The following is a 22,612-nucleotide window of genomic DNA, read 5'->3' on the forward strand; positions in this document are numbered from 1 at the left end:
GTATGCACGCGAAGGACATCCTCATCGACGGCTACGGCCGCATCCAGGAAGAAGTCCATGCCGCCCTCGACGGCCTCGGACCGGAGGAGCTGCACCACCGCCCGGCCCCCGACGCCAACTCCCTCGCCTGGCTCGTCTGGCATCTCACCCGGGTGCAGGACGACCACGTCGCGGACGCCTTCGACCTCGACCAGGTGTGGCTGTCCCAGGGCTGGGAGAAACGCTTCGGCCTCGACCTGCCCCGCCACGACACCGGCTACGGGCACAGTCCCGCGAAGGTCGCGAAGGTGCGGGTCGAGTCGGCCGACCAGCTGACCGGGTACTACGACGCCGTCCACGAGCAGACGCTGGGCGCGCTGCGCTCGCTCGCCGCCAAGGATCTGGAGCGGATCGTGGACGAGCGCTGGGATCCCCCGGTCAGCCTGGGGGTGCGCCTGGTGAGCGTCCTGTCCGACGACCTTCAGCACGTCGGACAGGCCGCCTATCTCAGGGGGCTCGTTCAGAGCGCCGCCGCGTAACCCGGCAGGACCACGTCGTCGATCAGGGCCTTGCGCTCGTCGAACGGGATGAACGCGCTCTTGAGGGCGTTCACCGTGACCGTGCGCAGGTCCTCCACGGTCCAGCCGGCCTCCTCGACCAGCAGGGACATCTCGCGGGTCATCGTCGTGCCCGACACCAGACGGTTGTCGGTGTTGAGGGTGACCCGGAAGCCCAGGTCCTTCAGGGCCGTGATCGGGTGCTCGGCGATCGAGGTGGCGCAACCGGTCTGCAGGTTGGAGGTGGGGCACATCTCCAGGGCGATGCGCCGGTCACGCACCCAGGAGGCGAGCCGGCCGAGCTTGCCGGCCGCGAGGTCGGGGATGTCCTCGGTGAGGCGCACGCCGTGGCCGATGCGCTGGGCACCGCAGACCTGCAGGGCCTGGTGAATGCTGGGCAGGCCGTGCGCCTCGCCGGCGTGGATGGTGAAGGGCACGCTCTCGCGGCGCAGGTGCTCGAAGGCGGCCAGGTGGTCGGCGGGCGGGAAACCGTCCTCGGCACCGGCGATGTCGAACCCGACGACCCCGGCGTCGCGGTAGGCGACGGCCAGGTCGGCGGCCTCGCGGACCCGGTCGAACATCCGCATGCCGCACAGCAGGGTGCCGACCCGGACCGGGGTGCCCGCCGCGGCGGCCTTGGCCATACCGGCGGCCAGGCCCTCCTGCACGGTCTCCACGACCTCCCTCATCGTCAGCCCGCCCTGGGTGTTCAGCTCGGGGGCGTAGCGCACCTCCGCGTAGACGACACCGTCGGCGGCGAGGTCGAGGACGTACTCCTCGGCGGTGCGCAGCAGGCCTTCGCGGGTCTGCATGACAGCGAGGGTGTGCTCGAAGGTGGCTATGTAGCGGACCAGGTCACCGGAGTTGGCGGCCTCGAAGTACCAGGCGGCCAGCTCGTCGGGGTCGGTGGTGGGCAGGGTGTGACCGATCTCCGCGGCGAGTTCGACGACGGTGGCGGGGCGCAGGCCGCCGTCGAGGTGGTCGTGCAGCACGGCCTTGGGGAGCCGGCGGAGGGTCTCGGTGTCGATGCGGGACGCGGTCATGGCAGGGCTTTCCTCAGCAGTGGTTCGCGGGTGGTTCTCAAGGGGTCAGGCGGCGGGCTGGAGCAGGTCCCAGCGGTTGCCGTAGAGGTCCTGGAAGACGGCGACGATGCCGTACGGCTCGTGGCGCGGCTCCTCCAGGAAGGTCACGCCGGCCGCGGTCATCCGGGCGTGGTCGCGGGCGAAGTCGTCGGTGTGCAGGAAGAACCCGACGCGTCCGCCGGTCTGGTCTCCGATCCGGGCCCGCTGGTCCTCGCCCTTGGCGCGGGCCAGGAGCAGACCGGTTCCGGTGCCTTCGCTGCCCGGTTCCACGACGACCCAGCGGGAGCCGTCGGGGCGCGGGGCGTCCTCGGCCAGCCGGAAGCCGAGGGCCTCGGTGTAGAAGCGGACGGCCTCGTCGTAGTCGTCGACGACGAGGGTGACCAGGGCGACGCGTCGCATCGGAACCTTCCGGTGGGGGTGGTTAGCGGGTGAGGTTATACGTAAAACGTCACGGACGCCAGTCCTTGTTCTACGCGCGTCGCCCCTTGGGCGGCCCCAGGCGCGGAACCCCGGGAGGGGGCGGGGCGTCAGGGTGTCTCGTCGCCCTGGGCGACCTCGACCCGGTGGTGGAAGTCGGCCGTCCCGGCGACCGAGGCCACACAGGAGACGGCGGTGCAGGCGATGAGGAGAGCGGCGGTCGTCCGGCCGGCCCTGGGCACGAGCGGAGCGGCGAGCAGGGCCTGGACGCGCCGCGGGACGGGGCCGGTGGTCGCGGCGGCCACGAAACCGGGGCGCTCGGAACGGGCGGCCTGTCCGGCGAGGGCCGCGCGGGCGATGGCCCGGGCGATCAGGCGCCGGTCGCCGACCCGGGCGGCGGCGGCCTCGTCGGCGGCGCGCTCGGCGGCGAGCCGGATGGTCTCACGGACCGGGCGCAGCGCCGGATGGCAGTGCGCGGCGAGTTCGGCCGCGGCGAGGAAGTAGTGGTGACCGCCGTCGTTGTGCGCCCGCTCGTGTGCGAACAGCGCCTCCCGCTCGGGCCCGTCCAGGCTGCGGAGCATCGCGGTGGTGACGACGACGCGGTGCGGACGGCCGGGCAGCGCGTAGGCGTCCGGGCGGGGCGAGTCCACCACGCACAGGTCTCCCGCCGCGGGTCCGTGCCCGGCCTCGGTCCGGGCCGCGCGGAAGGCGCGGCCCTGGCGCAGCACCGAGCGGACGAGGGTCCAGCCGCAGACGGCGAGCGCGCCGACGGAGGTCGCGGCGGCCGGCAGGACGACGAGGTCGGAGGCGGTGCGCAGCGGGTGGATCAACTCGCCGAGCGAGGCGAACAGCGGGAACTTGAGCAGACCGATCAGGACGAACGAGCCGAGGGCGGCCAGCGAGCAGCCCGCGAGGAGGACCGCGCAGGCGGTGACCGCCCACAGCGCGGCGACGGGGACCAGCCGGTCCAGTGCCCGGCGGGCGAGTGCCGGCAGGGCGAACGGCAGCAGCAGGGGCAGCAGGAGCAGTGCGGTCATCGTTCGCCGGATTCGAGCAGGTCCCGCAGAATGCGTTCGTCGCCGGGGCTGAGCTGGGCGACGAAGCGGGCGAGGACCGTCTCGCGGTCGCTGTCCCGGTCCAGTTCGCTGTGCATCCGGCGGGCGGTGAGGCCGTGGGCGTCCTGGGCGTCCCGTACGGGGACGTAGGCATAGCCCCGGCCCTGGCGGTGCCGCTCGACGACTCCCTTGTCGTACAGGCGGGTGAGGATCGTGGTCACCGTCGTACGGGCCAGGTCCGTGCCGAGGCTGCGCTGGACCTCGCCGGGCGTCCGGGGGGTGCCCGCGGCCCAGAGTGCGGCCATGACGCTCGCTTCGAGTTCCCCCGCCGGCCGGCGCTCGTCCTTCGCCTCGGTCATGGAACGTTCCTCACCCCGTCCTCGTCTGCGGCCCGTGCGACCGTCTACACGATGGTAGTCAATCGGACCTTCGTACGGCCGTGCCCGGTCCCCCATTATGGGCGGGGCGGCCCGCCCGGGCCGCCGCCTCGGGGCCGGTCAGCCAGGGCGTGTCCTGTGCGCCCGGCCGTTTGGGGGGAAGGCGGCGGTGTCGACGTGGTGCGTGCCCGGTTCGACGGCCCGCAGCAGCACGGCCGGGGAGGGCGCGGCCCCGGGGAGGGCCGGGCGGGACGCGGCGCTGCCGTCAGCCGCAGGGCTCCGCAGCCGATGCGGTGGACGGGCATGCCGCCCGGGGTGACGGTGCCGGGGGCGTCCGCAGGGGTCATTTCAGCGCCCCGCCGGCACCGTGCCGTCCATCTGCCGTGCCGCGCACGGCACTTCAGCCCAACGGCTTCTCCAGGACCGCCTTGCGGTGGCTGAAGGTCTCGATGGAGTAGCGGCCGTGGTAGCTGCCCATGCCGCTCTCCCCCACGCCGCCGAACGGAAGGTCGGAGACGGTGAGATGGGCGAGGGGCAGGCCGTGGCCCAGGCCGCCGGAGGAGGTCTCGGCGGCGATGCGCGCACGGGTCTCCTCGGACTCGGTGAAGACGTACAACGCGAGCGGCTTGTCACGTTCGTTGATGAAGCCGATCGCCTCGTCCAGGCCGGACACGGTGACGATGGGCAGGATCGGACCGAAGATCTCCTCCTGCATGACGGGCGACTTCGGGTCGACGTCCGCGAGGACGGTGGGCGCGAGGTACCTGGCCGTACGGTCGCCCGTGCCGCCGACGACGACCCGGCCGGAGCCGAGGAGGCCGGAGAGCCGGTCGAAGTGCCGCTCGTTGACGATCCGGCCGTACTCGGGCGAGGCCGCCGGGTCGGTTCCGTACAGCACCTCCACGGCCCGGACGAGCGCCGTCTCCAGGGCGGCGGCGGTCTCCGGGTCGGTCAGTACGTAGTCGGGGGCGACGCAGGTCTGGCCGGCGTTGAGGAACTTGCCGCTCGCGAGCCGGTCCGCGACCACGTCGAGGTCGGCGTCGCGGTCCACGAACACGGGGGACTTGCCGCCGAGTTCGAGGGTGACCGGGGTGAGGTGCTCGGCGGCGGCGCGCATCACGATCCGGCCGACGGCGCCGTTGCCGGTGTAGAAGATGTGGTCGAACCGCTCGGCCAGCAGGGCGGTGGTCTCCGGGATGCCGCCCTCGACGACGGCGACCGCGTCGGCGTCGAGATAGGCCGGGATCAGCTCGGCCAGCGCGGCCGAGGTGGCCGGGGCCAGTTCGCTCGGCTTGGCGACGACCGCGTTGCCGGAGGCCAGGGCGCCGACCATCGGGGCGAGCAGCAGCTGCGCCGGGTAGTTCCAGGGCGCTATGACGAGGACGACACCGAGCGGGTCGTACTGCGTCCAGGCCCGCGCGTCCGCGCCGAGGTGGGCCGGAACGGGCGCGGGCTCGGGGCGCAGCCAGTCCGCGAGGTGGTCGAGGGTGTGGTCGATCTCGCGGACGGTGAAGTCGATCTCGGTGCGGTAGGCCTCGGTGCTGCTCTTGCCGAGGTCGGCGCGGAGGGCGGCGGCGAGGTCGGCGCCGCGCTCGGTGAGCATCGCGCGCAGGCGGCGCAGCTGGCCGGTGCGCCACTCGACGGGCCTGGTGCGGCCGGTGGCGAAGGTGGCGCGCAGCCGGGCTGCTATATCGGCGGGCTGCTCGGGTGCGGGGTGATTCACGGGTGCCTCGCTGGGGGTGCACGGGCTGGTTCGGCCCGAGCCTAGGGGTCAGTAGATGCATTTGCCAACCTTTCAGGTTCTCAAGTTCATTCCGGCGCCCCCGGGTGACGACGGTCACGTCTGCGTGGGGTCGATCTGCGTGGGGGCGATCTCGCGCCGGCGTCGCTCCAGGTGGGCCCGCTCGGCCTCGCTTCCGGCCAGTTCGGCGGCCAGGCCGTATGCGGCGACCGCCTCCGCGGTGCGGCCCAGGCGGCGCAGCAGGTCGGCGCGGACGGCGTGCAGCACGTGATAGCGGCCGAGATCCAGAGCGCCGACCAGGTCCAGCGCCCTGGCCGGCCCCTCGGTCTCGGCCACGGCGACCGCCCGGTTCAGGGCGACGACCGGGGACGGCGCCACGGCCATGAGCTGGTCGTACAGCTGCAGGATCTGCTGCCAGTCGGTGGCGGCGGCGGCGGGCGCGTCGCTGTGCACGGCGTTGATGGCGGCCTGGATCTGGTACGGCCCGGGCCGGCCGCGGCGCAGACAGCGCCGGACCAGGTCCTGGCCCTCGGCGATCAGCGTCCGGTCCCAGCGGGAGCGGTCCTGCTCGGGCAGCGGGACGAGGACACCGTCCGCGTCCCGCCGGGCCGGCCGCCGCGACTCGGTCAGCAGCATCAGCGCGAGCAGGCCGGTGACCTCGGGTTCGTCCGGCATCAGGGCGGCGAGCAGCCGGCCGAGGCGGAGCGCCTCCGCGCACAGGGCGGGGTCACCGGTGTAGCCCTCGTTGAAGATGAGGTAGACGACGGCGAGGACGCCGCCGAGCCGCTCGGGCAGGTCGGCGTCGCGGGGCACACGGTAGGGGATGCCCGCGTCCCGGATCTTGGCTTTGGCCCGGACCAGCCTCTGGGCGAGCGTGGGCTCCGGCACCAGGAAGGCACGGGCGATCTGGGCGGTGCTCAGACCGCCGAGCAGACGCAGGGTCAGGGCGACCCGGGCCTGGAGGGCGAGGGCGGGGTGGCAGCAGGTGAAGACCAGACGGAGCCGGTCGTCGCGCACGGGGCCCTCCTCGGGAGGTGCGTCGGGCGCGTACGGATGGGGCGCGTACAGCCGGGCGGCCTCGGCGTGCCGGGCGTCCCGGGAGGACTCGCGGCGCAGCCGGTCGATCGCCCGGTTGCGGGCCGTGGTGATGATCCAGCCGGCCGGACTCGGCGGCACGCCGGTCTCGGGCCAGGTGCGCACGGCGGTGGTGAAGGCGTCCTGCACCGCTTCCTCGGCGAGGTCGATGTCGCCGAGGAAGCGGACGAGGACGGAGACCGCGCGCCCGTACTCGGCGCGGAAGACGGCCTCGACACCGACGGAGTCCGGCATGGGCGCCCGTGCCCTTCTGTCCGATCCCGCCGCGCCCCGGGCGGCGCGACCGTGGGGTGGAGTACGGCCCGGTGGACGGCGGCACTCCTGCCGTGGCCGGTCGTCACCGGCTCACGGGTTCCCTCATGCCGAGCACCGCAGACAGGCGCGGACCTCTCGGCCGCCGCGCGTCTGGTGGACCTCGGTCGACTGGGCCAGGGAGTCGACGATGCCGGTGCCGCGGCCGTGCTCGTCCGGGGCCACGTCGTGACGGACGCGCGCGACCGCCGTTCCGGAGTCACTGACCACGATGTGCAGGGTGCCGCTGTCGAGGGCGAGCAGCACCGTCATGTGTTCGCGGCCGTACTGCGCGGCGTTGGCGGCGAGTTCGTCGACGATGAGGACGGCGGAGTCCCGCTCGCTCTCGGGCACGCTCCAGCACTCCAGCAGCTCGGCCGCGAGATGCCGGGCCGCGGGTACATGCTCCTCCTGCGCGGGCAGGGTGAGCATGGCCTGGTGCCGGCAGGACCGTGCGGGGAGTGAGCCGGCACGGGGGGAATCGGTCACGTACATGGTCTTCTGGCTCTTCTGCGTAGGAACCTGTATGTGAGCACTCATCCTGTAGTACGGACGACGACCGCATATGGTTCGAGCCACGTGCCTTGTTCGGGCATCTTCGTGAAAACGAGTCGTCTGATCAGCGGCGTGCCGGCGCGGCCCCGGCCCTTATGCCCGGATCGTGACCAGCTTCTGGCCGTTGCCCGCGACGATCTCGAAGTGCCCGATGGCCTCCGGGGACATCGGGACCGCTCCGGGGATCGTGGTGCCGAGGGGATACTCACCCGCCCGCCAGGTGGCGCCGTCCGCCCTGGTCCCGTCCGGCCCGACCGCCTGCAACCGGCAGGTCATGCCCGCCGGCGCCCCGTGGGCGGAGACCTGCAGCACACTGCCCCACGCCGAGGGCGAGACCCGCACCGAGGCAGTGACACCGGTGGTGGGGTCGCTTCCGGAGAAGGTGCGGGACGGAACCGGAGTGATGGGTGCGGGCCGGGTCGCCTGACCGGCCACGGATCCAGTGATCGCCAGCCAGGTACCGCCGACCGCCGCCCCGGCGACCAGCGTCAACGAGGCGACCGCTCCGGCCAGTTGCCGCCGCCAGGTCCTGCGGCGCCGGGCAGCGGCCTGCTGAAGCATCCGGTCGAGCGGTCCCGCCCCGGGAGCCCTGGGCACCCCGGAGGCGCCGGGCGGCGTCGGGGAGGGGACCCCGGCACTGTCCGCCGCCCGCCGCACCAGCCGATCGGCCGGATCCTCGTCACCGGCAGGTACAGGCGGGCCCTCGGCCTCCGCCGCGGTGACTGTCGCGAGCAGTGCCGGAAGTCCGGCCAGCTCGGCGTGTTCCGCCCTGCACCCGTCGCATTCCGCGAGGTGCGCTCGCACCCGTTCGCTCTCCGCCGGGGACAGCGCTCCCAGGACATATCCGCCGAGCGCCAGCCGGAGGTCGTCGTGGTCCGCGTTCATGGCCGGCACCTCCTCCATGCCGTGGTCATGGCTCGATGCCCCGTTCCCGCAGCGCCAGCCGGAGGGCGTGCAGGGCGTAGTACGTCCGCGACTTGACGGTGCCCTGCGGGATGCCCAGCGCCTGCGCCGCCTCCGCCACACTCCGGCCCCGGTAGTAGGTCTCCAGCAGCACGGCACGGTGGTCCGGGGACAGCGTCCGCAGGGCGTCGGCCACGGCCCAGCTCTGCAACGCCTGCTCGATCCGGTCCTCGTCCGGTGTCCGCTCCGCGGCCCGCTCCAGGGCCTCGCCGCCCACCTCCGCCGGTCTCGCCTGCCGGGCCCGGTGCATGTCGATGACCAGGCGCCGGGCGACCGTGCACAGCCAGGCGCGCGCCGGACCGCGGTCGGGTTCGAAGGCGGCGGGGTGCTGCCATGCCCGCAGCAACGTCTCCTGCACGACATCCTCGGCCCACTGCCGGTCTCCTGACGTCAGTCGCAGTGCGTAGTGGAACAGAGGGCCCGCGTGCTCGGCGTACAGAGCCCGGAGCAGTTCCTCGTCCGTGGTCGAAATGGTCCCGTTACCCGAGACACGGTGCTCGGAGTGATTCGGATCGACCGCTTCACCACGCTTTCGAGCACTCCATGGCATAAGCCGATCATTACGCACATGAACCGGTTTGTCGTGTCAAAACCGCTGAGACATGAGAAGACCGAAAAAAGGGTGTGTATCCACCGAACCGTGCGCCGTGGCCGCCCGTGGAACCAGGCATGAGCCGTCGCGCACGGCATCACCTGATCCATGGGGAATGAACATCATGAACGTCAACTTCCGCCCTGTGAGCCGCCGCTCGCGCTGTGCGGCCGGGCTGGCCGTCGCCACCGCCGGTGTCCTGGGACTCCTGAGCGCGTGCGGCCAGTCGCCCCGCTCCTCGGACACCGGCTCCCTCACACCCGGGCCGGGTCAGCATCGGCTGGCCGGGGTGCCGGGCACCTCGGCGATGCCCAGCATGACCATGCCCAGGCCCTCTCCGGGCACGAACACGGCGACCGCACCGGTGTCCTCGGACACCGTGGCGATCAAAAACTTCGCGTTCTCTCCGGCCACGCTGAAGGTCAGGGCGGGCACCACGGTGACCTGGACCAATCAGGACACCGACGCCCACACGGTCACCAGCGCCGGCCCGGGCGGCCCGCTGCGCTCGCCCGCCCTCGCCACGCACGGCACCTTCACCTACAGGTTCACCAAGCCCGGCAGCTACGCCTACGTCTGCACCATCCATCCGTTCATGACCGCCACCGTGGAGGTGACCTCGTGACCGCGTACGACGGCCATCGGAATCCGGCACCGGCCGGCGACGCCGGGGCACCCGCCCGCGAACACGGCATGACCAGGCGGCAACTGATGCGGCACGCCGGGTGGTTCGGCGGAGCCGTGGTGCTCACCGTGGCCGCCGGAGAGGTGATCAGCCATGTCGCCGGCTCCCCGGACACCACCGCCGGGGCCGCCGCGGAACCGAGCGGTGCCCTGCGGTTCGTACAGATCTCCGACAGTCACATCGGGTTCCAGGGCCCGGCCAACACCGACGTGGTCGGCTCGTTCACGGAAGCGATCGATCAGGTCAACGGGCTCGGCTTCAGACCCGACTTCGTCATGCACAGCGGCGACCTGACCCACCTGTCGACGGCGGGGCAGTTCGACCAGGTCAGGCAGATGATCAGCGGGCTGCGGACGGATCGTGTCTTCACCGTTCCGGGCGAGCACGACTCCATCGGCGACGCGGGCCGCGCCTACCGGCGGACCTTCGGCAAGGGCACGCTCGGCGACGGCTGGTACAGCTTCGACACCCACGGCGTGCACTTCATCGCCCTGGTCAACACCCTGAGCCTGGAGAAGCTCGGCCACCTCGGCACCGAGCAGATCGACTTCGTCCGCAAGGACCTCGCGGGCCTGTCCTCGGACACCCCCGTCGTGGTCTTCAGCCACATCCCGCTGTTCGCCATGTACCCGCAGTGGGGCTGGAGCACCGACGACGCTCTCAAAGTCATCGCACTCCTGCGCCGCTTCTCCTCCGTCACCTGTCTCAACGGACACGTCCACCAGCTGTTCACCAAGACAGAGGGCAACATCACCTTCCACTCCGCCACCACCACCGCCTACCCGCTGCCCAAGCCGGGCCGCGCCCCCGCCCCCACGCCCCAGGTCGTCCCCGCCCGCCGGCTGAAGGACGCGCTCGGGATCCGCACCGTGGGCTACCGGCAGGGAGACAAGCAGCTGGCGATCAAGGACGAGAGACTGGCGTGAGCGCAGGGGCGAGGGGCACCCTTCCCGGCCGCGCCCGGTGCACCCCGCGCCCCCTTCGTCCGGGCCGCGAGGTGGTCCGGTGGGCTGCGGCCGGCGGTTTCGTTCGGATCAGGTCGGATCGATCCGAACGAAACTCCTAGTGCTGGTCCACGAAGGGCCGTACCTCGATGGGCAGTGTCGTGGCGAGGGCGGCCCTGCGGCCCCACTCCAGCGCCTCGTCCAGGTCGGCGGCCCTGATCAGGCACAGTCCGCCCAGGTACTCCTTGCCCTCGGCGTAGGGCCCGTCGGTGATCAGGACATCACCGTCCCCGGGGCGGAGCACGGTGGCGGTCTCCGGGCCGTGCAGGCCGCCGGCGAACACCCAGGCCCCGGCGGCGCGCAGCTCGTCGTTGAAGGCCTCGACATCGCGCATGATCGCGGCGAGCTCGTCCGGGGCGGGCGGGGTGCCGTCGGCCGGCTGGACCACGCTCAGCAGGTAGTGCCTCATGACGTCCTCCTGGTGTTCTCAGGGTCTCTCGGATGCCTGTCACCTCCTACACGAACGACCGTCCCCCCGATCGACACGGCGCCGGAAGAAATCTCCGAAAGAATCTTCCGTATGACAGCCACCACCGCACATCCACTCGTGGACCGCGCCCGTCGGCTCGCCACGGACCTGCTGATCCCCGAGGCCGAGCGGGTCGACCAGGAGGGCGTGCCGGCGAGTCACATCGAGGCGGTGAAACGGTCGGGGCTGCTCGGGGCGGGCGCTCCGGTCGCCTGCGGCGGCTCGGGCGCACCGCCGGACGTGGTCCGCCGGATCGCGGAGATCCTGTCCGGGGCGTGCTGTTCGACGTGGTTCGTACAGACTCAGCACCACACGCCGGTGCAGACCCTGGCCCAGAGCGAACTCCCGGTCCGCGAGCGGCTGTTGGGTCCGCTGTCGCGGGGCGAACTGCTGTCCGGCGTGGCGTACGCGCATCTGCGCTCGTATCCGCGTCGCGTCCCGGTGCGGGTCCGCCGGGAGGGCGGCGGCCGGCGGTTCGACGGCACCGTGCCCTGGTACACCGGGTGGGGCCTGAACGACGTGATGCTGCTCGCGGGCGTGACCGAAGCGGGGGAGGTGCTGTTCGCCTTCGCCGAGGCACACGAGCAGCAGGGGCTGCGGGCTTCGGAGCCGATCCGTCTGGCGGCGCTGACCGCCGCGCGCACGGTGTCGCTGGAGCTGGCCGGGCTGTGGCTGCCCGAGGAGGCGGTGGCCCTGCGGACGCCGTACGAGCGCTGGGCGCCCGGGGACCGGGCCAGGACGCTGAACGTGAACCCGGCGGTCTTCGGCGTGGCGGAGGCCGCGCTGTCCCTGCTGGACGCGCGGACGTCCGCCCCGCTCACGGCCCGGCTCACCGACGTCCGCCGCCGTGCCTACGCCCTGGCCGACCACCCGGCGCCGCTGGAGCGGGTCGCGGAGCGGCTGGCGGTGCGCGCGGAGGCGTACGAGGTGCTGCGCACCGCCACCACCGCGGCGGTCGTCGCCGGCGGCGGCCGCTCGATGTCCCTGACGAGCCGCGCCCAGCGCCTGGCCCGTGAGGCGCTGTTCCTGCTGGTACAGGGCCAGACCGCCGAGTCACGGACGGCGCATCTGCGGGCGCTGGGAGCCACCTGAGCCGGAACCTGCGGTCGGCACGGCCACGGACGCCGGGGCACTCGAACGGGGGCTCGCGGTCAGCAGGGGCGCGGCCGTGGGCGTGGAAGCGCTTGGCCCAGGTCCCGCGATCATCTTCGCCGTGGCCACGGACGCCTCCGGTGCCCCGGCCGGAAAGACCCCTGCCGTCAACGCCGGCACAGCAGCGGTCGACGAAGCCCCCGCACCAAGGCACACCCCCTCACGCCAGCGGCAGCCGCCCCCATCGCCGCGCCTACGCACACCTACGGTGCCCAGCCGGAGAAGCCCCTGCCGTCACCGTCGGCACAGCAACGGTCGGCGAACCCCCGCACCAAGGCCCATCGCCCACATCCGCCGCGCCCTGCGCACACCGACGGCGCCCCTGCCGTCAACGCCGGGACAGCTGCACGCCCAGGAGCACCTGAGCCGGAGCTGTCGTCGCATCCCCGCGGTCGCGGACGGTCCTTCATGCCCCAGCGGTGAACCTTGCCCTTAACGCCGGCACAGCGGTGCGCCAGCCGCGTCGGCGGCGCTGTGGTGACCTCGATGGCCGGTCGGGGTGCCCGTCGTCACCGTCGGCGCAGCACGCCCTGGGCCAGTGCGTGGGTGCCGGCCGCGGCCACCGCGGCGAAGGCGAGGCCCTCGGCGAGTTGCCGCGGCCGGGTGGGGCGCAGGACGGCGGAGCGGCGGAGCCGGCCGCGGGCCCACACGGTGAAGGGGAGGACCACCAGGGGGGTGGTCGCCGAGCCGGGGGTGTAGCCGCGCATCGCGGCGGCCTGGGCCAGATGGACCAGGCCGTGCAGCCCGAAGGCGTTGAGCGCCGTCTGGTAGACGGCCGAGCGGCCCCCGGTCCGGTGGCCGTCGGCGGCCGCGGCGGCCAGCACGACCGCCATCGCGGCGACCGCCGTGCCGAACTCCCGCGCGTCGACGCGCTCCAGCCGCCGCCACACCGTCTCCGGTACCCGGGGGAATCTCTTGCGCAGCTCCGGCACATGGGTGCGCACCCAGCGCGGCACCATGACGACTTCCTCGGTGTCGTGCACGGCCCACGCGGCCAGCAGTCCCCAGGTGACGGCCCCGGAGACGTCGTTCGGTTCCCGTGTCATGAACCGACAGTCTGCCAGGGCCGGTTGGTCAGGCCGCGAACGGCACCTGGGAGGCCGCGGCGGCGGACCCCGAGCCGTCGGTGAGGCGGGCACGGGCGGCGTCGACCGCGCGGGCGGCCTCCTTCAGCAGTGCCTCCGCCGCCCTCACCTGGAGGGCCGGTTCACCGAGGCGCTGGACGAGGAAGGGGTCCTCGGCGGCGGTCTCGGCTCCGCTCTCGAACCAGGGAGGCACCGGTACGTGCACCGGCTGCTGTCGGGCCGTACGTCGGCGTTCTCGTACTCGACCGACGGCGCGGAGACGGGCAAGCTGCTGGTCGCCGAGGGGCTGGGGGCGACCGTACTGCCGGACTTCGGCGTCGTCGGGTATCCGCTGGAGCGGTCCGGCACGCTCGTCTGCCGGCCGATCGCCGACGACACCACCCGGGTGCTGCTGATGCTCCAGCGCCGACGCGCGGACTCGGTGCCGCGGGCCGCCCGGGACCTGCAACGGCCTTCGTACGCCGGGCACGGGAGCTGGCGGCGGCCTGACGGGCGGGGCCCGGCTCAGGAGGGGGTGTCGTCGCTCCGCCCCTCGGCCACGACGAGGAACGCGTCGGAGTTCAGGTCCATCACCACGGTCACCCGCTCGCCCTCGGCACGGCGCGCCGCCGCGTACTCCTCCGCGGGCCACGATCCGCGGGGGGCTCCGGCGGGGAACCGCTCCAGCACCTTCACATCCATGACGGTCGGTCACCTCCGAGGTCGCGGGCCGGACGGAGCGTACGTCCTGTACTCCTTCGATTGCCCCGTACCGTCGCCCGCATGTCACCCGATGCGGGCCTACACATAAAGAATAAATAAGGGCAAACTGGGAACATGCGGGGATAACCGCACACCGCACCAGACGCGGTCTGGCCTGCGAAGTCAAAGGAGACGAGTCATGGCCAACCTGCACAGGGGTGATATGACGACCCACCCCGATGTCTCCGAAATGCGGGCACGCTACGCCCGTATGCTCGGCGGTCGTGATGTGGCGCTCGTGGACGGGCCGGTCTTCCTGCTCGGGCTCTACTGCGCGGCATCTCCGTGGATAGTGCACTACACGGCGAGCCAGCCGGCCCTCATGACGCACAACCTGATCCTGGGTGTCGCCATAGGGCTGCTGGCACTGGGATTCACCCGGGCCCCCGAGCGGATGTACGGCCTCAGCTGGGCCATGTGCGCCATGGGCATCTGGATGATCATCGCCCCGTGGATCGTGGGCAGCGGCCCGGACGCAGGCGTGATCATCAACAACGTCGCCATCGGAGCACTGGCGCTTGTGCTCGGACTCGTCTGTGCCGGTACGGCGGCCAAGAGCACGCCCAGGCCGTAAGAGGGGACGCCGGGAAGGGAAGACACACAGGAGAGCAGGCCGGTCCGCCCGGACCGGCCTGTCCGGTGCCCGCTCAGCGTCCCGGCACCAGCCAGGGCTCCTGCGGCAGCGTGCGGCCGGTCTCCAGCAGCGACTTGAGGTTGGACAGCACGGCCGGCCAGCCGGACGCGACGTCCGAGCGCTCGCCCTCGTCGTTGAGGTCCTCGTGGAACACGGTCAGCCGGACGATGTCCTCGTACGGGCTGATCTCGAAGGTGACGCGGGAGTGCCGGTCCTCCCGGTCCTCCTGGTCGGGCGCGGCCCAGGTGGTGACCAGCCGGGTCGGCGGTTCGCTCTCCACCACCCGGCCGACCACGTCGGCGGTTCCGGAACCGTCGGTGCGTACGTGCGCCCAGCGGGAGCCCGGTCGCCAGTCGGACTCGTTGCGGTGACCCCAGTAGGCGGCCGTCAGGTCGGCGTCGGTGAGCGCCTCCCAGACCTTCTCGGGTGTGCTGGCGATGTAGGTGACGTACACGAAACTCGGCTTGTCGGTCATGGCTTCCTCGGCTCGTCGCTTCAAGGCCCCGAGCGCGCTCAGGCGCGGGCGCTCGAACTTGTCGATCCACCGCTCCTGGATCTCGTGGAGTGGTACGGGGTTGAGGTAGTGCAGCTTTTCCCGCCCCCGCCGCACCACGCTGATCAGGTGGGCGGCCTCCAGGACGGCCAGATGCTGGGTGACCGACTGTCGGGTCATGGCGATGCGCCCGCACAGCTCGCCCAGCGTCTGGCCGTTGTTCTCGTGGAGCCGGTCCAGCAGGCGCCTTCGCGTGTCGTCGGCCAGCGCCTTGAAGACCTTGTCCATCCCGGTGTCGCCCTCTGATCGCACACCCAACATTATGCAGGCAATTACCTGCATGTCAAGGAGCGAGGGTCGCGACAGGTCCGCCTCGATCCGAACGAAACCCCCTAGCTCACCTCAAGGACCTGCCGCTCCTCACCGATCTCCCTCTCGCCGAACGGCCACACCCTCTCCAGCCGTGCCCAGACGGCGAAGGCCACACAGCCAAGGGCCAGCCAGGCCAGGGACCACTCGATGGGGTGGCGGCCCGGGGAGTTCTTGTCGGCATAGCCGTAGATCACGCACCAGCCGGCGAAGGCGAGGACGCTCGGCAGGGGGTAGAGCCACATCCGGTACGGGCGGCGCAGGTCCGGCCGCCGTCGGCGCAGCACGGTCAGCGCCACGATCTGGGCGAGCGCCTGGACGATGACCATCACCGTGGTCAGCAGCTGGATCAAGGTGGCGAGGTCGGTGTGGCGGCCGATCAGGAAGCCGACCGCGGTGATCACGCCCATGGTCGCCAGACCCAGCACCGGGAAGCGGTGCCGCGGATGCAGCTTCTCGTACGGCCGGAAGAAGACACGGTCGCGGGCGGCGTCGCAGGGCACCCGGGAACCGCCGAGCAGGCCGGTGAAGACCGAGGCGAAGGCCGTGACCAGAATCAGCACGGTGACCGTGTCGGCGGCCGCCTTGCCCCAGGTCCTCTCCAGCACCGCGGAGGCGACCGAGGTGGAGGCGATGTCGTGCGGGTCGGTCATCCGGCGCCAGTCGACGACGCCGAGGGTGCCGATCTGCAGCAGCAGGTAGATCGCCATGATGCCGAGGATGGAGAACAGGATCGAGCGCGGGAGCGTACGGCCGGGGTCCTTGATCTCGGCGCCCATGTACGCGGTGGTGTTGTAGCCGAGGTAGTCGTAGATGCCGATGGTCAGCCCCGCGGCGAAGCCGAGCCAGAAGTGGTCGCTCGTCAGGTCGAGGGCGCCCGACGGGTAGGTGAAGGCCAGGTGCGGACTGAAGTCGGTGGCCGCGGCGGCGATCACCAGGAGCACCGAGGCGATCATCACGGTCCACATCACGGTGGTGATCCGGGCGATGTGCTCGATGCCGCGCCAGAGCAGGAGCACGACCAGGGCGATGACGCCGAGGCCGGTCAGGTCGCCCGCCGTCCGCCCGAGACCGGGGGCCAGATAGCCCAGGTACTGCACGAAGCCGACCACGCCCGTGGACATGATCAGCGGGATGAAGAGCATCGCCGTCCACACGAAGAGGAACGGCATCAGCCGGCCCGTGCGGTACTGGAAGGCCTGGCGCAGATAGACGTAACTGCCGCCGGAGCCGGGCATCGAGGCGCCCAGCTCGGCCCAGACCAGGCCGTCGCACAGCGCGAGGACGGCGCCCGCGACGAAGCCGATGACCGCCTGCGGGCCGCCGAAGGCGGTGACCATCAGCGGGATCGTGACGAACGGGCCGATGCCGCACATCTGGCTCATGTTGATGGCCGTGGCCTGGAACAGGCCGACACGGCGGACGAAACCACCCGGGGGTGGCGGACTACCGGACATGGGGACTCCTGACGCCACGGGCGGCCTCGACGGCACCCGGCGGGCTGACTGGCCGATAAAGTTAAGGAGCCTTACTAGGGGCGTCAAGTATGCGCCGGGAATACCTGAGAATGGTCCGATGACCGCCAGTGACGTCGAACAGCAGCAGGAACGGCCCTGGAGCCGCCGGCGGCTGCGCAGCACCAACGAGCGGCTGCTGCTGGACCGGCTGCGCACCCTCGGTGCCGCCTCGCGTGCCCAACTCGCCCGGGAGACCGGCCTGTCGAAGCCGACGGTCTCCAGCGCGCTGGCCTCTTTGGAGACGGCCGGACTGGTGCACGAGGTCGGCACCCACGCCCCGGAGCGCGGACGCACCGCCGTGCTCTACGCCCCCGACCCGGCCGCCGGGTACGCGCTCGGTGTCGACATCGGCCGGGGCTGGCTGCGGGTGGCGGTGGCCGACCTGGACGGCACGGTCGTCGCGCGGTCCGACGTACGCAACCGGGCCCGCGCCTCGGCCGCCCTTGCCGACCTGGTCGTGGGCACCGCCCGCCAGGTGATCGCGAATTCGGGTGTGGACCCGGCCGGGGTGGTGCACGGCGTGGTCGGCACGCCCGGCGTCTACGACGCCAAGCAGCGCCGGGTGCGGTACGCGATGCATCTGCCCGGCTGGGGGCGCGCGGGGCTCGTCGACCGGATGCGCGAGGACCTGGGCGTGCCGCTGGAGGTGCACAACGACGCCAATCTCGCCGCGCTCGGCGAGTACGCGTACGGCGTCGGCAGCGGCAGCCGGCTGTTCGCGTACATCCTGATCGGCACCGGGCTCGGCATGGGTGTCGTCAGCGAGGGGCGGCTGTTCACGGGGGCGCACGGACTGGCCGGCGAGATCGGCTTCCTGCCCTGGCCGGGCCGGCAGAAGCCGGAGCGGCTGGAGGACGCGGTGTCCGGGGTGGCCGTGGTGGAGGCCGCCCGGGAGTTCGGGATGAGCGGGCAGCTCACGGCGAAGGCGGTCTTCGACGCGGCCCGGCAGGGCCATCCGGCCGCCGCGCGGGCGGTGGAGCTGGAGGGCGAGCGGATCGCGTACACCGTGGCGGCGGCCGCCGCCGTGCTCGACCCCGACCTGGTGGTGCTCGGCGGCGGCGTCGGCCACAGCGTCGACCTGCTGCTGCGCCCGGTCCAGGAGCACGTACGCACCCTCACCCCACTGCGCCCGCGGATCGCGCCGAGCCGGCTCGGCGAGGACGCGGTCCTGCTCGGCGCGGTCGCCACGGCGCTGGACACGGCCCGCGACCTGGTGTTCGAGCGCAGGGCGGCCGGAACCTGACGGGACGAACAGCGCGAAGGCCGACGGTCATTGACACGGCCCGCGCCGCCCCCTAGCTTGTGCCGGGTTAGTAAAGTTTCCTAACTTTACAAGGCCGGAGCTCTGCCATGTTCTCTCGCCCCGCCCCCGGACACCGGTACGCCGTCACCGCGCTGGTCCTCGGCCTGCTCGGCTCCCTGACCAGCGGCGCCTGGGCCGGCGCCCGGCCTCAGCCGACGCCGCACGGGCCCGCCCCGGCCACCCGCGTGCCCTCGGCGGCCGGCACCGGCACTCCGCTCCAGGGATACGCCATCCAGTCCTCGGCGAAGGTGAGCGACGCGCCGACGGCCGTCTCCTCCCCCGGCTATCCGGCCAAGGGCTGGTTCCCGGCGGGCCCCCGCTCGACGGTCCTGGCCGCGTTGATCGCCGACGGCGTGTACGCCGATCCGTTCTACTCCACCAACCAGCAGAAGATCGCGAAGGCGGACTTCCAGGTCCCCTGGTGGTACCGCTCCGACTTCACGGTCGAGGACACCGCGCGGCGCACCTTCCTCGACTTCAGCGGGGTGATCTCGGCGGCCGACGTCTATGTCAACGGCCACCAGGCGGCGAAGGCCGCGGACGTCACCGGCGTCTACCCCCGGCACGAACTGGACATCACCTCGCTGGTCCGGTCCGGCACCAACACGGTCGCCTTCCGGATCCAGCCCAACGACCCGAAGAAGGACCTCACCACGGGGTGGATCGACTGGCTCCAGCCGCCGGCCGACCGGAACATGGGGATCGTCCGGGACGTCGTGGTACGCAGGGGCGGCCCGGTGGCGCTGCGCGACCCGCACGTCGTCACCGAACTGGCCGTGCCCTCGCTCGCCTCCGCCGACCTGACGGTGAAGGCGCGGGCCCGCAACGACACCGGCGCCGCGGTCACCGCCGAGATCACCGGACGCATCGGCGCGACGACGTTCACCCGGCAGGTGCCGCTGGCCGCCCACGAGACGAAGACCGTCACCTTCTCCCCCACCGACACCCCCGGCCTGCGTCTCACCTCGCCGAAGGTGTGGTGGCCGGCCGGGATGGGCGGGCAGCCGCTGTACGACCTCGACCTCACCGCGTCCGTCGCCGGTACGGCGTCCGACACCGCGCACGAGACCTTCGGCATCCGGGACGTCCAGGCGCCCCTGAACGCCGACGGCGCGCGCCAGTACCGGATCAACGGCCGCAGGCTGCTGGTCAAGGGCGGCGGCTGGTCGCCGGACGAGTTCCTGCGCTGGGACCGCACCTATGCCGAGGACCGGCTGAAGTACGCCCTCGACCTGGGCCTGAACACGATCCGCCTGGAAGGACACCTGGAGCCGGACGAGTTCTTCGACCTGGCCGACCGCTACGGCGTGCTCACCCTTCCCGGCTGGGAGTGCTGCGACAAGTGGGAGGGCCAGGTCAACGGCGGCGAGACCGGCGACAAGTGGACCGACGCCGACTACCCCGTGGCGAAGGCGTCCATGGCCGCCGAGGCCGCCCGGCTGCGCGACCACCCGAGCGTGGTCTCCTTCCTGATCGGCAGCGACTTCGCGCCCGACGCGAAGATCGAGAAGACCTACCTGGACGCCCTGAAGGCCGCCGACTGGACCCTGCCGGTGGTCTCCGCCGCCTCCGAGAAGCCCTCGCCCCAGCTCGGCGCCTCCGGCATGAAGATGACGGGGCCGTACGACTGGGTACCGCCCGGCTACTGGTACGCCAAACGCGAGGGCGGGGCCACCGGCTTCAACTCCGAGACCAGCGCGGGACCGAGCATCCCCACCCTCGACACCCTGCACCGCATGATGACCCCCGCCGAACTGGACACCCTCTGGAAGGACCCGGACGCCAAGCAGTACCACCGCTCGCCGTCCCCGGTCTTCGGCACGCTCAAGATCTACGACGCCGCCCTCACCGGCCGCTACGGCGCCCCCACGAGCCTCACCGACTACGTCCACAAGGCCCAGCTGGCCCAGTACGAGAACGTCCGCGCCCAGTTCGAGGCGTACGACCGCAACGCCACGGACTCCGCCAAGCCCTCGACCGGGGTCATCCACTGGATGTTCAACAGCGGCTGGACCTCCCTGCACTGGCAGCTGACCGATCGCTACCTGGACCAGGGCGGAGCCTATTTCGGCGCGAAGAAGGCGAACGAGCCGCTGCACGTCCAGTACTCCTACGACGACCGCTCGGTGGTCGTCGTCAACCACCGGCACACCGCGGCGAGCGGACTCACCGCACGGGCCACGCTCTTCGACCCCGACGGCACCCCGAGGTACGACAAGACCGCCGGCGGGCTGAAGGTGAACGGCGACGGGGCGCACACCACCGCCCTCACCCTGCCCTCCTCGGTGAGCGGACTGCCGTCGACGTATCTGCTCCGCCTGGTCCTGACGGGCGCGGACGGCAAGGAGGTGAGCCGGAACGTGTACTGGCTCTCCACCCGGCCCGACACCCTCGACTGGAACGGCACCACCTGGTACTACACGCCGACGACGAGCTACGCCGATCTCAAGGGGCTCGCCTCGATGGCGCGGGTGCCGGTGTCGGCGACGGCGGCCACCGAGTCGTCGGAGGGCACCTCGACCACGACGGTCACCCTGCGGAACACGGGCAGCGGGGCGACCCCGGCGCTGCTGACGGACGTCCACCTCGTGGACGGGCGGGGCACGCCGGTGCTGCCGGTGCGCTGGTCGGACAACGAGGTGACCCTGTGGCCGGGCGAGTCGGTCACACTGACCGCCACCTACCGGACGGCCGATCTGCACGGCTCGGCGCCGGGTGTGCGGGTCTCCGGCTGGAACACCCCGCAGACCACGGTGCCGGCGGCCTGACCGGGCGGGGGCGGGCCCGGACGGCCCGCCCCCGCGGGGTTCAGCTCACGTTGAGCGCGGTGTCGTCGATCACGAACGACGTCTGGAGGGTGGATCCCTCCGTGCCGGTGAACCTGATCGTGACCGTCTGGCCCGCGTAGCCCGCGAGGTTGAAGCTGCGCTGGGTGTATCCGCTCGCCGCGTTCAGGTTCGAGTAGGTCGCCAGCGTGGACAGCACCGTTCCGCTGCCGTTGACCACCTGTGCCTTGAGCGTGTCGTACGCGGTCGAGGTGGTCGTCTCCGCCGTGTCGACGTGCAGGTAGAAGGAGAGCGTCGCGCTCGTGCAGCCTGCCGGGACGGTCACCGACTGGGAGAGCGTGTCGGTGTGGGCGGAACCGTAGCCGTTGAGCCAGGCCTTGTAGGAGCCGGTGCGGGCGGCCTCGCCGGTGTCGCTGCTGACGACACCACTGGAGGCGGTCCAGGAGGTGTCACCGGACTCGAAGCCCGGGTTGGCCAGTAGCTGGGCGGCGGTGCAGCCGCCGGTACCGCCGCCTCCGCTGCCGCCGCCGCTGGTGCCGGAACCGGCCAGCCAGGCGGTGGCGTTCAGGGCGAGGGGGGCGTCGGTGGCGCTGGAGTCGTTCCAGCCGTCGTACAGGGTGTTGCCGGACTGGCCGGTGCCGTCGTCGATCGGGGAGCTGTCTCCCCAGAAGGCGACGCGGCCGCTGCCGAAGGTGCTGGTGAGGAAGAAGGCGCCGGTGTTTCCGGAGTAACCGGTGCGGTAGAGCAGGCCCTTGACGTCCGGGTTGTCCGACGGCTTGAGCGTGGCGGTGGTGCCGTTGGCGATCAGGCTCTTGGTGACGGTGCCGAAGGAGCCGTGCAGCACCGGGTCGGTGCTGTCGCTGATCGCCGCCGGGTGGTCGGAGCCGATGTTCAGCGAGTCGATCGAGAAGCCGAACGGGTCGGTGGAGTCGACGCTGTTGTTCGTCATCAGGTCGTTGAGGATCTCGACCGCGTCCTGGCCGTCGTTGTTGCGGTCGGCCCCGGTGTGGTCGGAGATCATGAACAGCCCGCCGCCGTTCTTCACGAAGTTCATGATCGCCGTCTTCTCGGCGCTCGTGAACAGCGTGTTCGGCTCCGGCAGGACCAGTGTGTCGAAGTTCGACAGGTCGGTCGAGGACGAGCCGCCGTAGCTGAGGCTGGAGCCGGACGGCAGCGTCTTCAGGCTGTAGCCGCCGGTCCTCTGCAGCGCCACGCCCCAGGAGGACAGGGCGCCGGTCCAGTCCGTCTCGGCCGACGGGGAGGAGTCCTGGCCGAGCGGGTCGGGCTGACTGGTGGAGATGATCCAGTCGGCGTTTCCGGCCGTCTCCGCGTGGGCGTTGTCGAACAGGACGCGGTGGGTGGTCGCCGCGTGGGCGGCGGTACCGCTGCCGACCTGGACCGCTGCCCCGGTGAGCAGCAGCCCGAATCCGGCCAGGGCGGTGGTGAGTCTGTGGCGGGATCTCCTGGTTCGAAGCATCCGGCGAACCTCCATGAGGGGTGGGGAGAGGCGGTGCGGGCGCCAAGTCTGCGCGCGTAGAGCCCGTTTGAGGGTTCTACACGCGTCGATTTGTTGAAAGGTACATGGCATGAAGGACGGATGAACAGAAAGTCCCGGCAATAAGCGGGGCGGACTGCCTCCGCCCACAGCGGGCAGATGATGAGCGGGAGAC

22 protein-coding genes and 2 pseudogenes are annotated in these 22,612 nt (G+C 71.9%); 8 read left to right on the top strand and 16 right to left on the bottom strand.

The genetic code is table 11. The features are described 5' to 3' along the window. The first annotated feature begins 2 nt into the window (after positions 1–2). On the top strand, positions 3–518 hold the full coding sequence (locus ACWC94_RS30750; protein ID WP_450800496.1) for a mycothiol transferase: 516 nt from the start codon (positions 3–5) through the stop codon (positions 516–518). On the opposite strand, the gene ACWC94_RS30755 is transcribed toward ACWC94_RS30750, so the two are convergent. The 9 genes from ACWC94_RS30755 to ACWC94_RS30795 form a co-directional block, all read right to left on the bottom strand. After that, positions 500–1,579 carry an adenosine deaminase gene (locus ACWC94_RS30755; RefSeq protein ID WP_450800497.1) on the bottom strand — a complete coding sequence of 360 codons (1,080 nt, stop codon included), beginning with the start codon at positions 1,577–1,579 and terminating at the stop codon, positions 500–502. The two genes, ACWC94_RS30750 and ACWC94_RS30755, sit on opposite strands and share 19 nt — an antisense overlap. A gap of 45 nt (positions 1,580–1,624) precedes the next feature. Beyond that, positions 1,625–2,017, bottom strand: coding sequence for a VOC family protein (locus ACWC94_RS30760; RefSeq protein ID WP_450800498.1), 393 nt, complete (start codon positions 2,015–2,017; stop codon positions 1,625–1,627). A 128-nt stretch (positions 2,018–2,145) separates the two neighbouring features. Continuing rightward, the gene (locus ACWC94_RS30765) at positions 2,146–3,072 is read right to left on the bottom strand and encodes a M48 family metalloprotease (protein WP_450800499.1); all 927 of its coding nucleotides are present in this window, start codon (positions 3,070–3,072) and stop codon (positions 2,146–2,148) included. Continuing rightward, entirely contained in the window at positions 3,069–3,449 is a 381-nt protein-coding gene (locus tag ACWC94_RS30770) for a BlaI/MecI/CopY family transcriptional regulator (protein WP_450800500.1), read from the bottom strand. The genes ACWC94_RS30765 and ACWC94_RS30770 overlap by 4 nt, the downstream gene beginning before the upstream one ends. Before the next feature lie 418 nt (positions 3,450–3,867). Beyond that, positions 3,868–5,190: an aldehyde dehydrogenase family protein gene (locus ACWC94_RS30775; protein ID WP_450800501.1), complete on the bottom strand. Its 1,323-nt coding sequence runs from the start codon at positions 5,188–5,190 to the stop codon at positions 3,868–3,870. Between the two features lie 114 nt (positions 5,191–5,304). Beyond that, positions 5,305–6,537, bottom strand: coding sequence for an RNA polymerase sigma factor (locus ACWC94_RS30780; protein ID WP_450800502.1), 1,233 nt, complete (start codon positions 6,535–6,537; stop codon positions 5,305–5,307). 123 nt (positions 6,538–6,660) lie between these two features. Continuing rightward, positions 6,661–7,083 carry an ATP-binding protein gene (locus ACWC94_RS30785; RefSeq protein WP_450800503.1) on the bottom strand — a complete coding sequence of 141 codons (423 nt, stop codon included), beginning with the start codon at positions 7,081–7,083 and terminating at the stop codon, positions 6,661–6,663. Positions 7,084–7,242: 159 nt separating this feature from the next. Beyond that, positions 7,243–8,034 carry an anti-sigma factor family protein gene (locus tag ACWC94_RS30790; RefSeq protein WP_450800504.1) on the bottom strand — a complete coding sequence of 264 codons (792 nt, stop codon included), beginning with the start codon at positions 8,032–8,034 and terminating at the stop codon, positions 7,243–7,245. A 25-nt stretch (positions 8,035–8,059) separates the two neighbouring features. After that, positions 8,060–8,662 (bottom strand): sigma-70 family RNA polymerase sigma factor, encoded by a 603-nt coding sequence (locus ACWC94_RS30795; RefSeq protein ID WP_450800505.1) that lies wholly within the window; start codon positions 8,660–8,662, stop codon positions 8,060–8,062. A gap of 166 nt (positions 8,663–8,828) precedes the next feature. On the opposite strand from ACWC94_RS30795, the gene ACWC94_RS30800 reads away from it, so the two are divergent. Both ACWC94_RS30800 and ACWC94_RS30805 read left to right on the top strand, forming a co-directional pair. Next, on the top strand, positions 8,829–9,329 hold the full coding sequence (locus ACWC94_RS30800) for a cupredoxin domain-containing protein (RefSeq protein WP_450800506.1): 501 nt from the start codon (positions 8,829–8,831) through the stop codon (positions 9,327–9,329). After that, a complete protein-coding gene (locus ACWC94_RS30805) occupies positions 9,326–10,315 on the top strand; it encodes a metallophosphoesterase family protein (RefSeq protein WP_450800507.1) in 990 nt (329 codons plus the stop codon). Before ACWC94_RS30800 ends, ACWC94_RS30805 begins: the two co-directional genes overlap by 4 nt. A gap of 136 nt (positions 10,316–10,451) precedes the next feature. On the opposite strand, the gene ACWC94_RS30810 is transcribed toward ACWC94_RS30805, so the two are convergent. After that, positions 10,452–10,802 carry a YciI family protein gene (locus ACWC94_RS30810; RefSeq protein WP_450800508.1) on the bottom strand — a complete coding sequence of 117 codons (351 nt, stop codon included), beginning with the start codon at positions 10,800–10,802 and terminating at the stop codon, positions 10,452–10,454. 111 nt (positions 10,803–10,913) lie between these two features. Here ACWC94_RS30810 and ACWC94_RS30815 point away from each other — a divergent pair, with 111 nt between their 5' ends. After that, positions 10,914–11,954 carry an acyl-CoA dehydrogenase family protein gene (locus tag ACWC94_RS30815; RefSeq protein WP_450800509.1) on the top strand — a complete coding sequence of 347 codons (1,041 nt, stop codon included), beginning with the start codon at positions 10,914–10,916 and terminating at the stop codon, positions 11,952–11,954. 569 nt (positions 11,955–12,523) lie between these two features. Here ACWC94_RS30815 and ACWC94_RS30820 read toward each other — a convergent pair. Both ACWC94_RS30820 and ACWC94_RS30825 read right to left on the bottom strand, forming a co-directional pair. Next, on the bottom strand, positions 12,524–13,060 hold the full coding sequence (locus ACWC94_RS30820; protein ID WP_450800510.1) for an HXXEE domain-containing protein: 537 nt from the start codon (positions 13,058–13,060) through the stop codon (positions 12,524–12,526). A 55-nt stretch (positions 13,061–13,115) separates the two neighbouring features. After that, positions 13,116–13,286 (bottom strand): annotated as a pseudogene (locus tag ACWC94_RS30825) (acyl-CoA dehydrogenase family protein); the annotation flags it as partial. Between the two features lie 3 nt (positions 13,287–13,289). On the opposite strand from ACWC94_RS30825, the pseudogene ACWC94_RS30830 reads away from it, so the two are divergent. Next, positions 13,290–13,588: pseudogene (locus ACWC94_RS30830) on the top strand (LysR family transcriptional regulator); the annotation flags it as partial. A gap of 15 nt (positions 13,589–13,603) precedes the next feature. On the opposite strand, the gene ACWC94_RS30835 reads toward ACWC94_RS30830, so the two are convergent. Further along, positions 13,604–13,780, bottom strand: a complete 177-nt coding sequence (locus ACWC94_RS30835) for a hypothetical protein (RefSeq protein ID WP_450800511.1) — start codon at positions 13,778–13,780, stop codon at positions 13,604–13,606. Positions 13,781–13,979: 199 nt separating this feature from the next. Here ACWC94_RS30835 and ACWC94_RS30840 point away from each other — a divergent pair, with 199 nt between their 5' ends. Then, positions 13,980–14,414, top strand: a complete 435-nt coding sequence (locus tag ACWC94_RS30840) for an SPW repeat protein (RefSeq protein WP_450800512.1) — start codon at positions 13,980–13,982, stop codon at positions 14,412–14,414. Between the two features lie 73 nt (positions 14,415–14,487). On the opposite strand, the gene ACWC94_RS30845 is transcribed toward ACWC94_RS30840, so the two are convergent. Together ACWC94_RS30845 and ACWC94_RS30850 are read right to left on the bottom strand one after the other, a co-directional pair. Then, positions 14,488–15,255 (bottom strand): ArsR/SmtB family transcription factor, encoded by a 768-nt coding sequence (locus ACWC94_RS30845; RefSeq protein WP_450800546.1) that lies wholly within the window; start codon positions 15,253–15,255, stop codon positions 14,488–14,490. Between the two features lie 104 nt (positions 15,256–15,359). Continuing rightward, a complete protein-coding gene (locus ACWC94_RS30850) occupies positions 15,360–16,793 on the bottom strand; it encodes an APC family permease (protein ID WP_450800514.1) in 1,434 nt (477 codons plus the stop codon). Positions 16,794–16,911: 118 nt separating this feature from the next. On the opposite strand from ACWC94_RS30850, the gene ACWC94_RS30855 reads away from it, so the two are divergent. Together ACWC94_RS30855 and ACWC94_RS30860 are read left to right on the top strand one after the other, a co-directional pair. Further along, positions 16,912–18,096, top strand: coding sequence for an ROK family protein (locus tag ACWC94_RS30855; protein ID WP_450800515.1), 1,185 nt, complete (start codon positions 16,912–16,914; stop codon positions 18,094–18,096). Positions 18,097–18,203: 107 nt separating this feature from the next. Next, positions 18,204–20,924, top strand: a complete 2,721-nt coding sequence (locus ACWC94_RS30860) for a glycoside hydrolase family 2 protein (RefSeq protein WP_450800516.1) — start codon at positions 18,204–18,206, stop codon at positions 20,922–20,924. 40 nt (positions 20,925–20,964) lie between these two features. On the opposite strand, the gene ACWC94_RS30865 is transcribed toward ACWC94_RS30860, so the two are convergent. Next, complete coding sequence (locus tag ACWC94_RS30865; RefSeq protein WP_450800517.1) at positions 20,965–22,419, bottom strand: hydrolase; 1,455 nt, start codon at positions 22,417–22,419, stop codon at positions 20,965–20,967. Between the last annotated feature and the right edge of the window lie 193 nt (positions 22,420–22,612).

The sequence above is a fragment of the Streptomyces sp. NPDC001135 genome, from assembly GCF_053598395.1.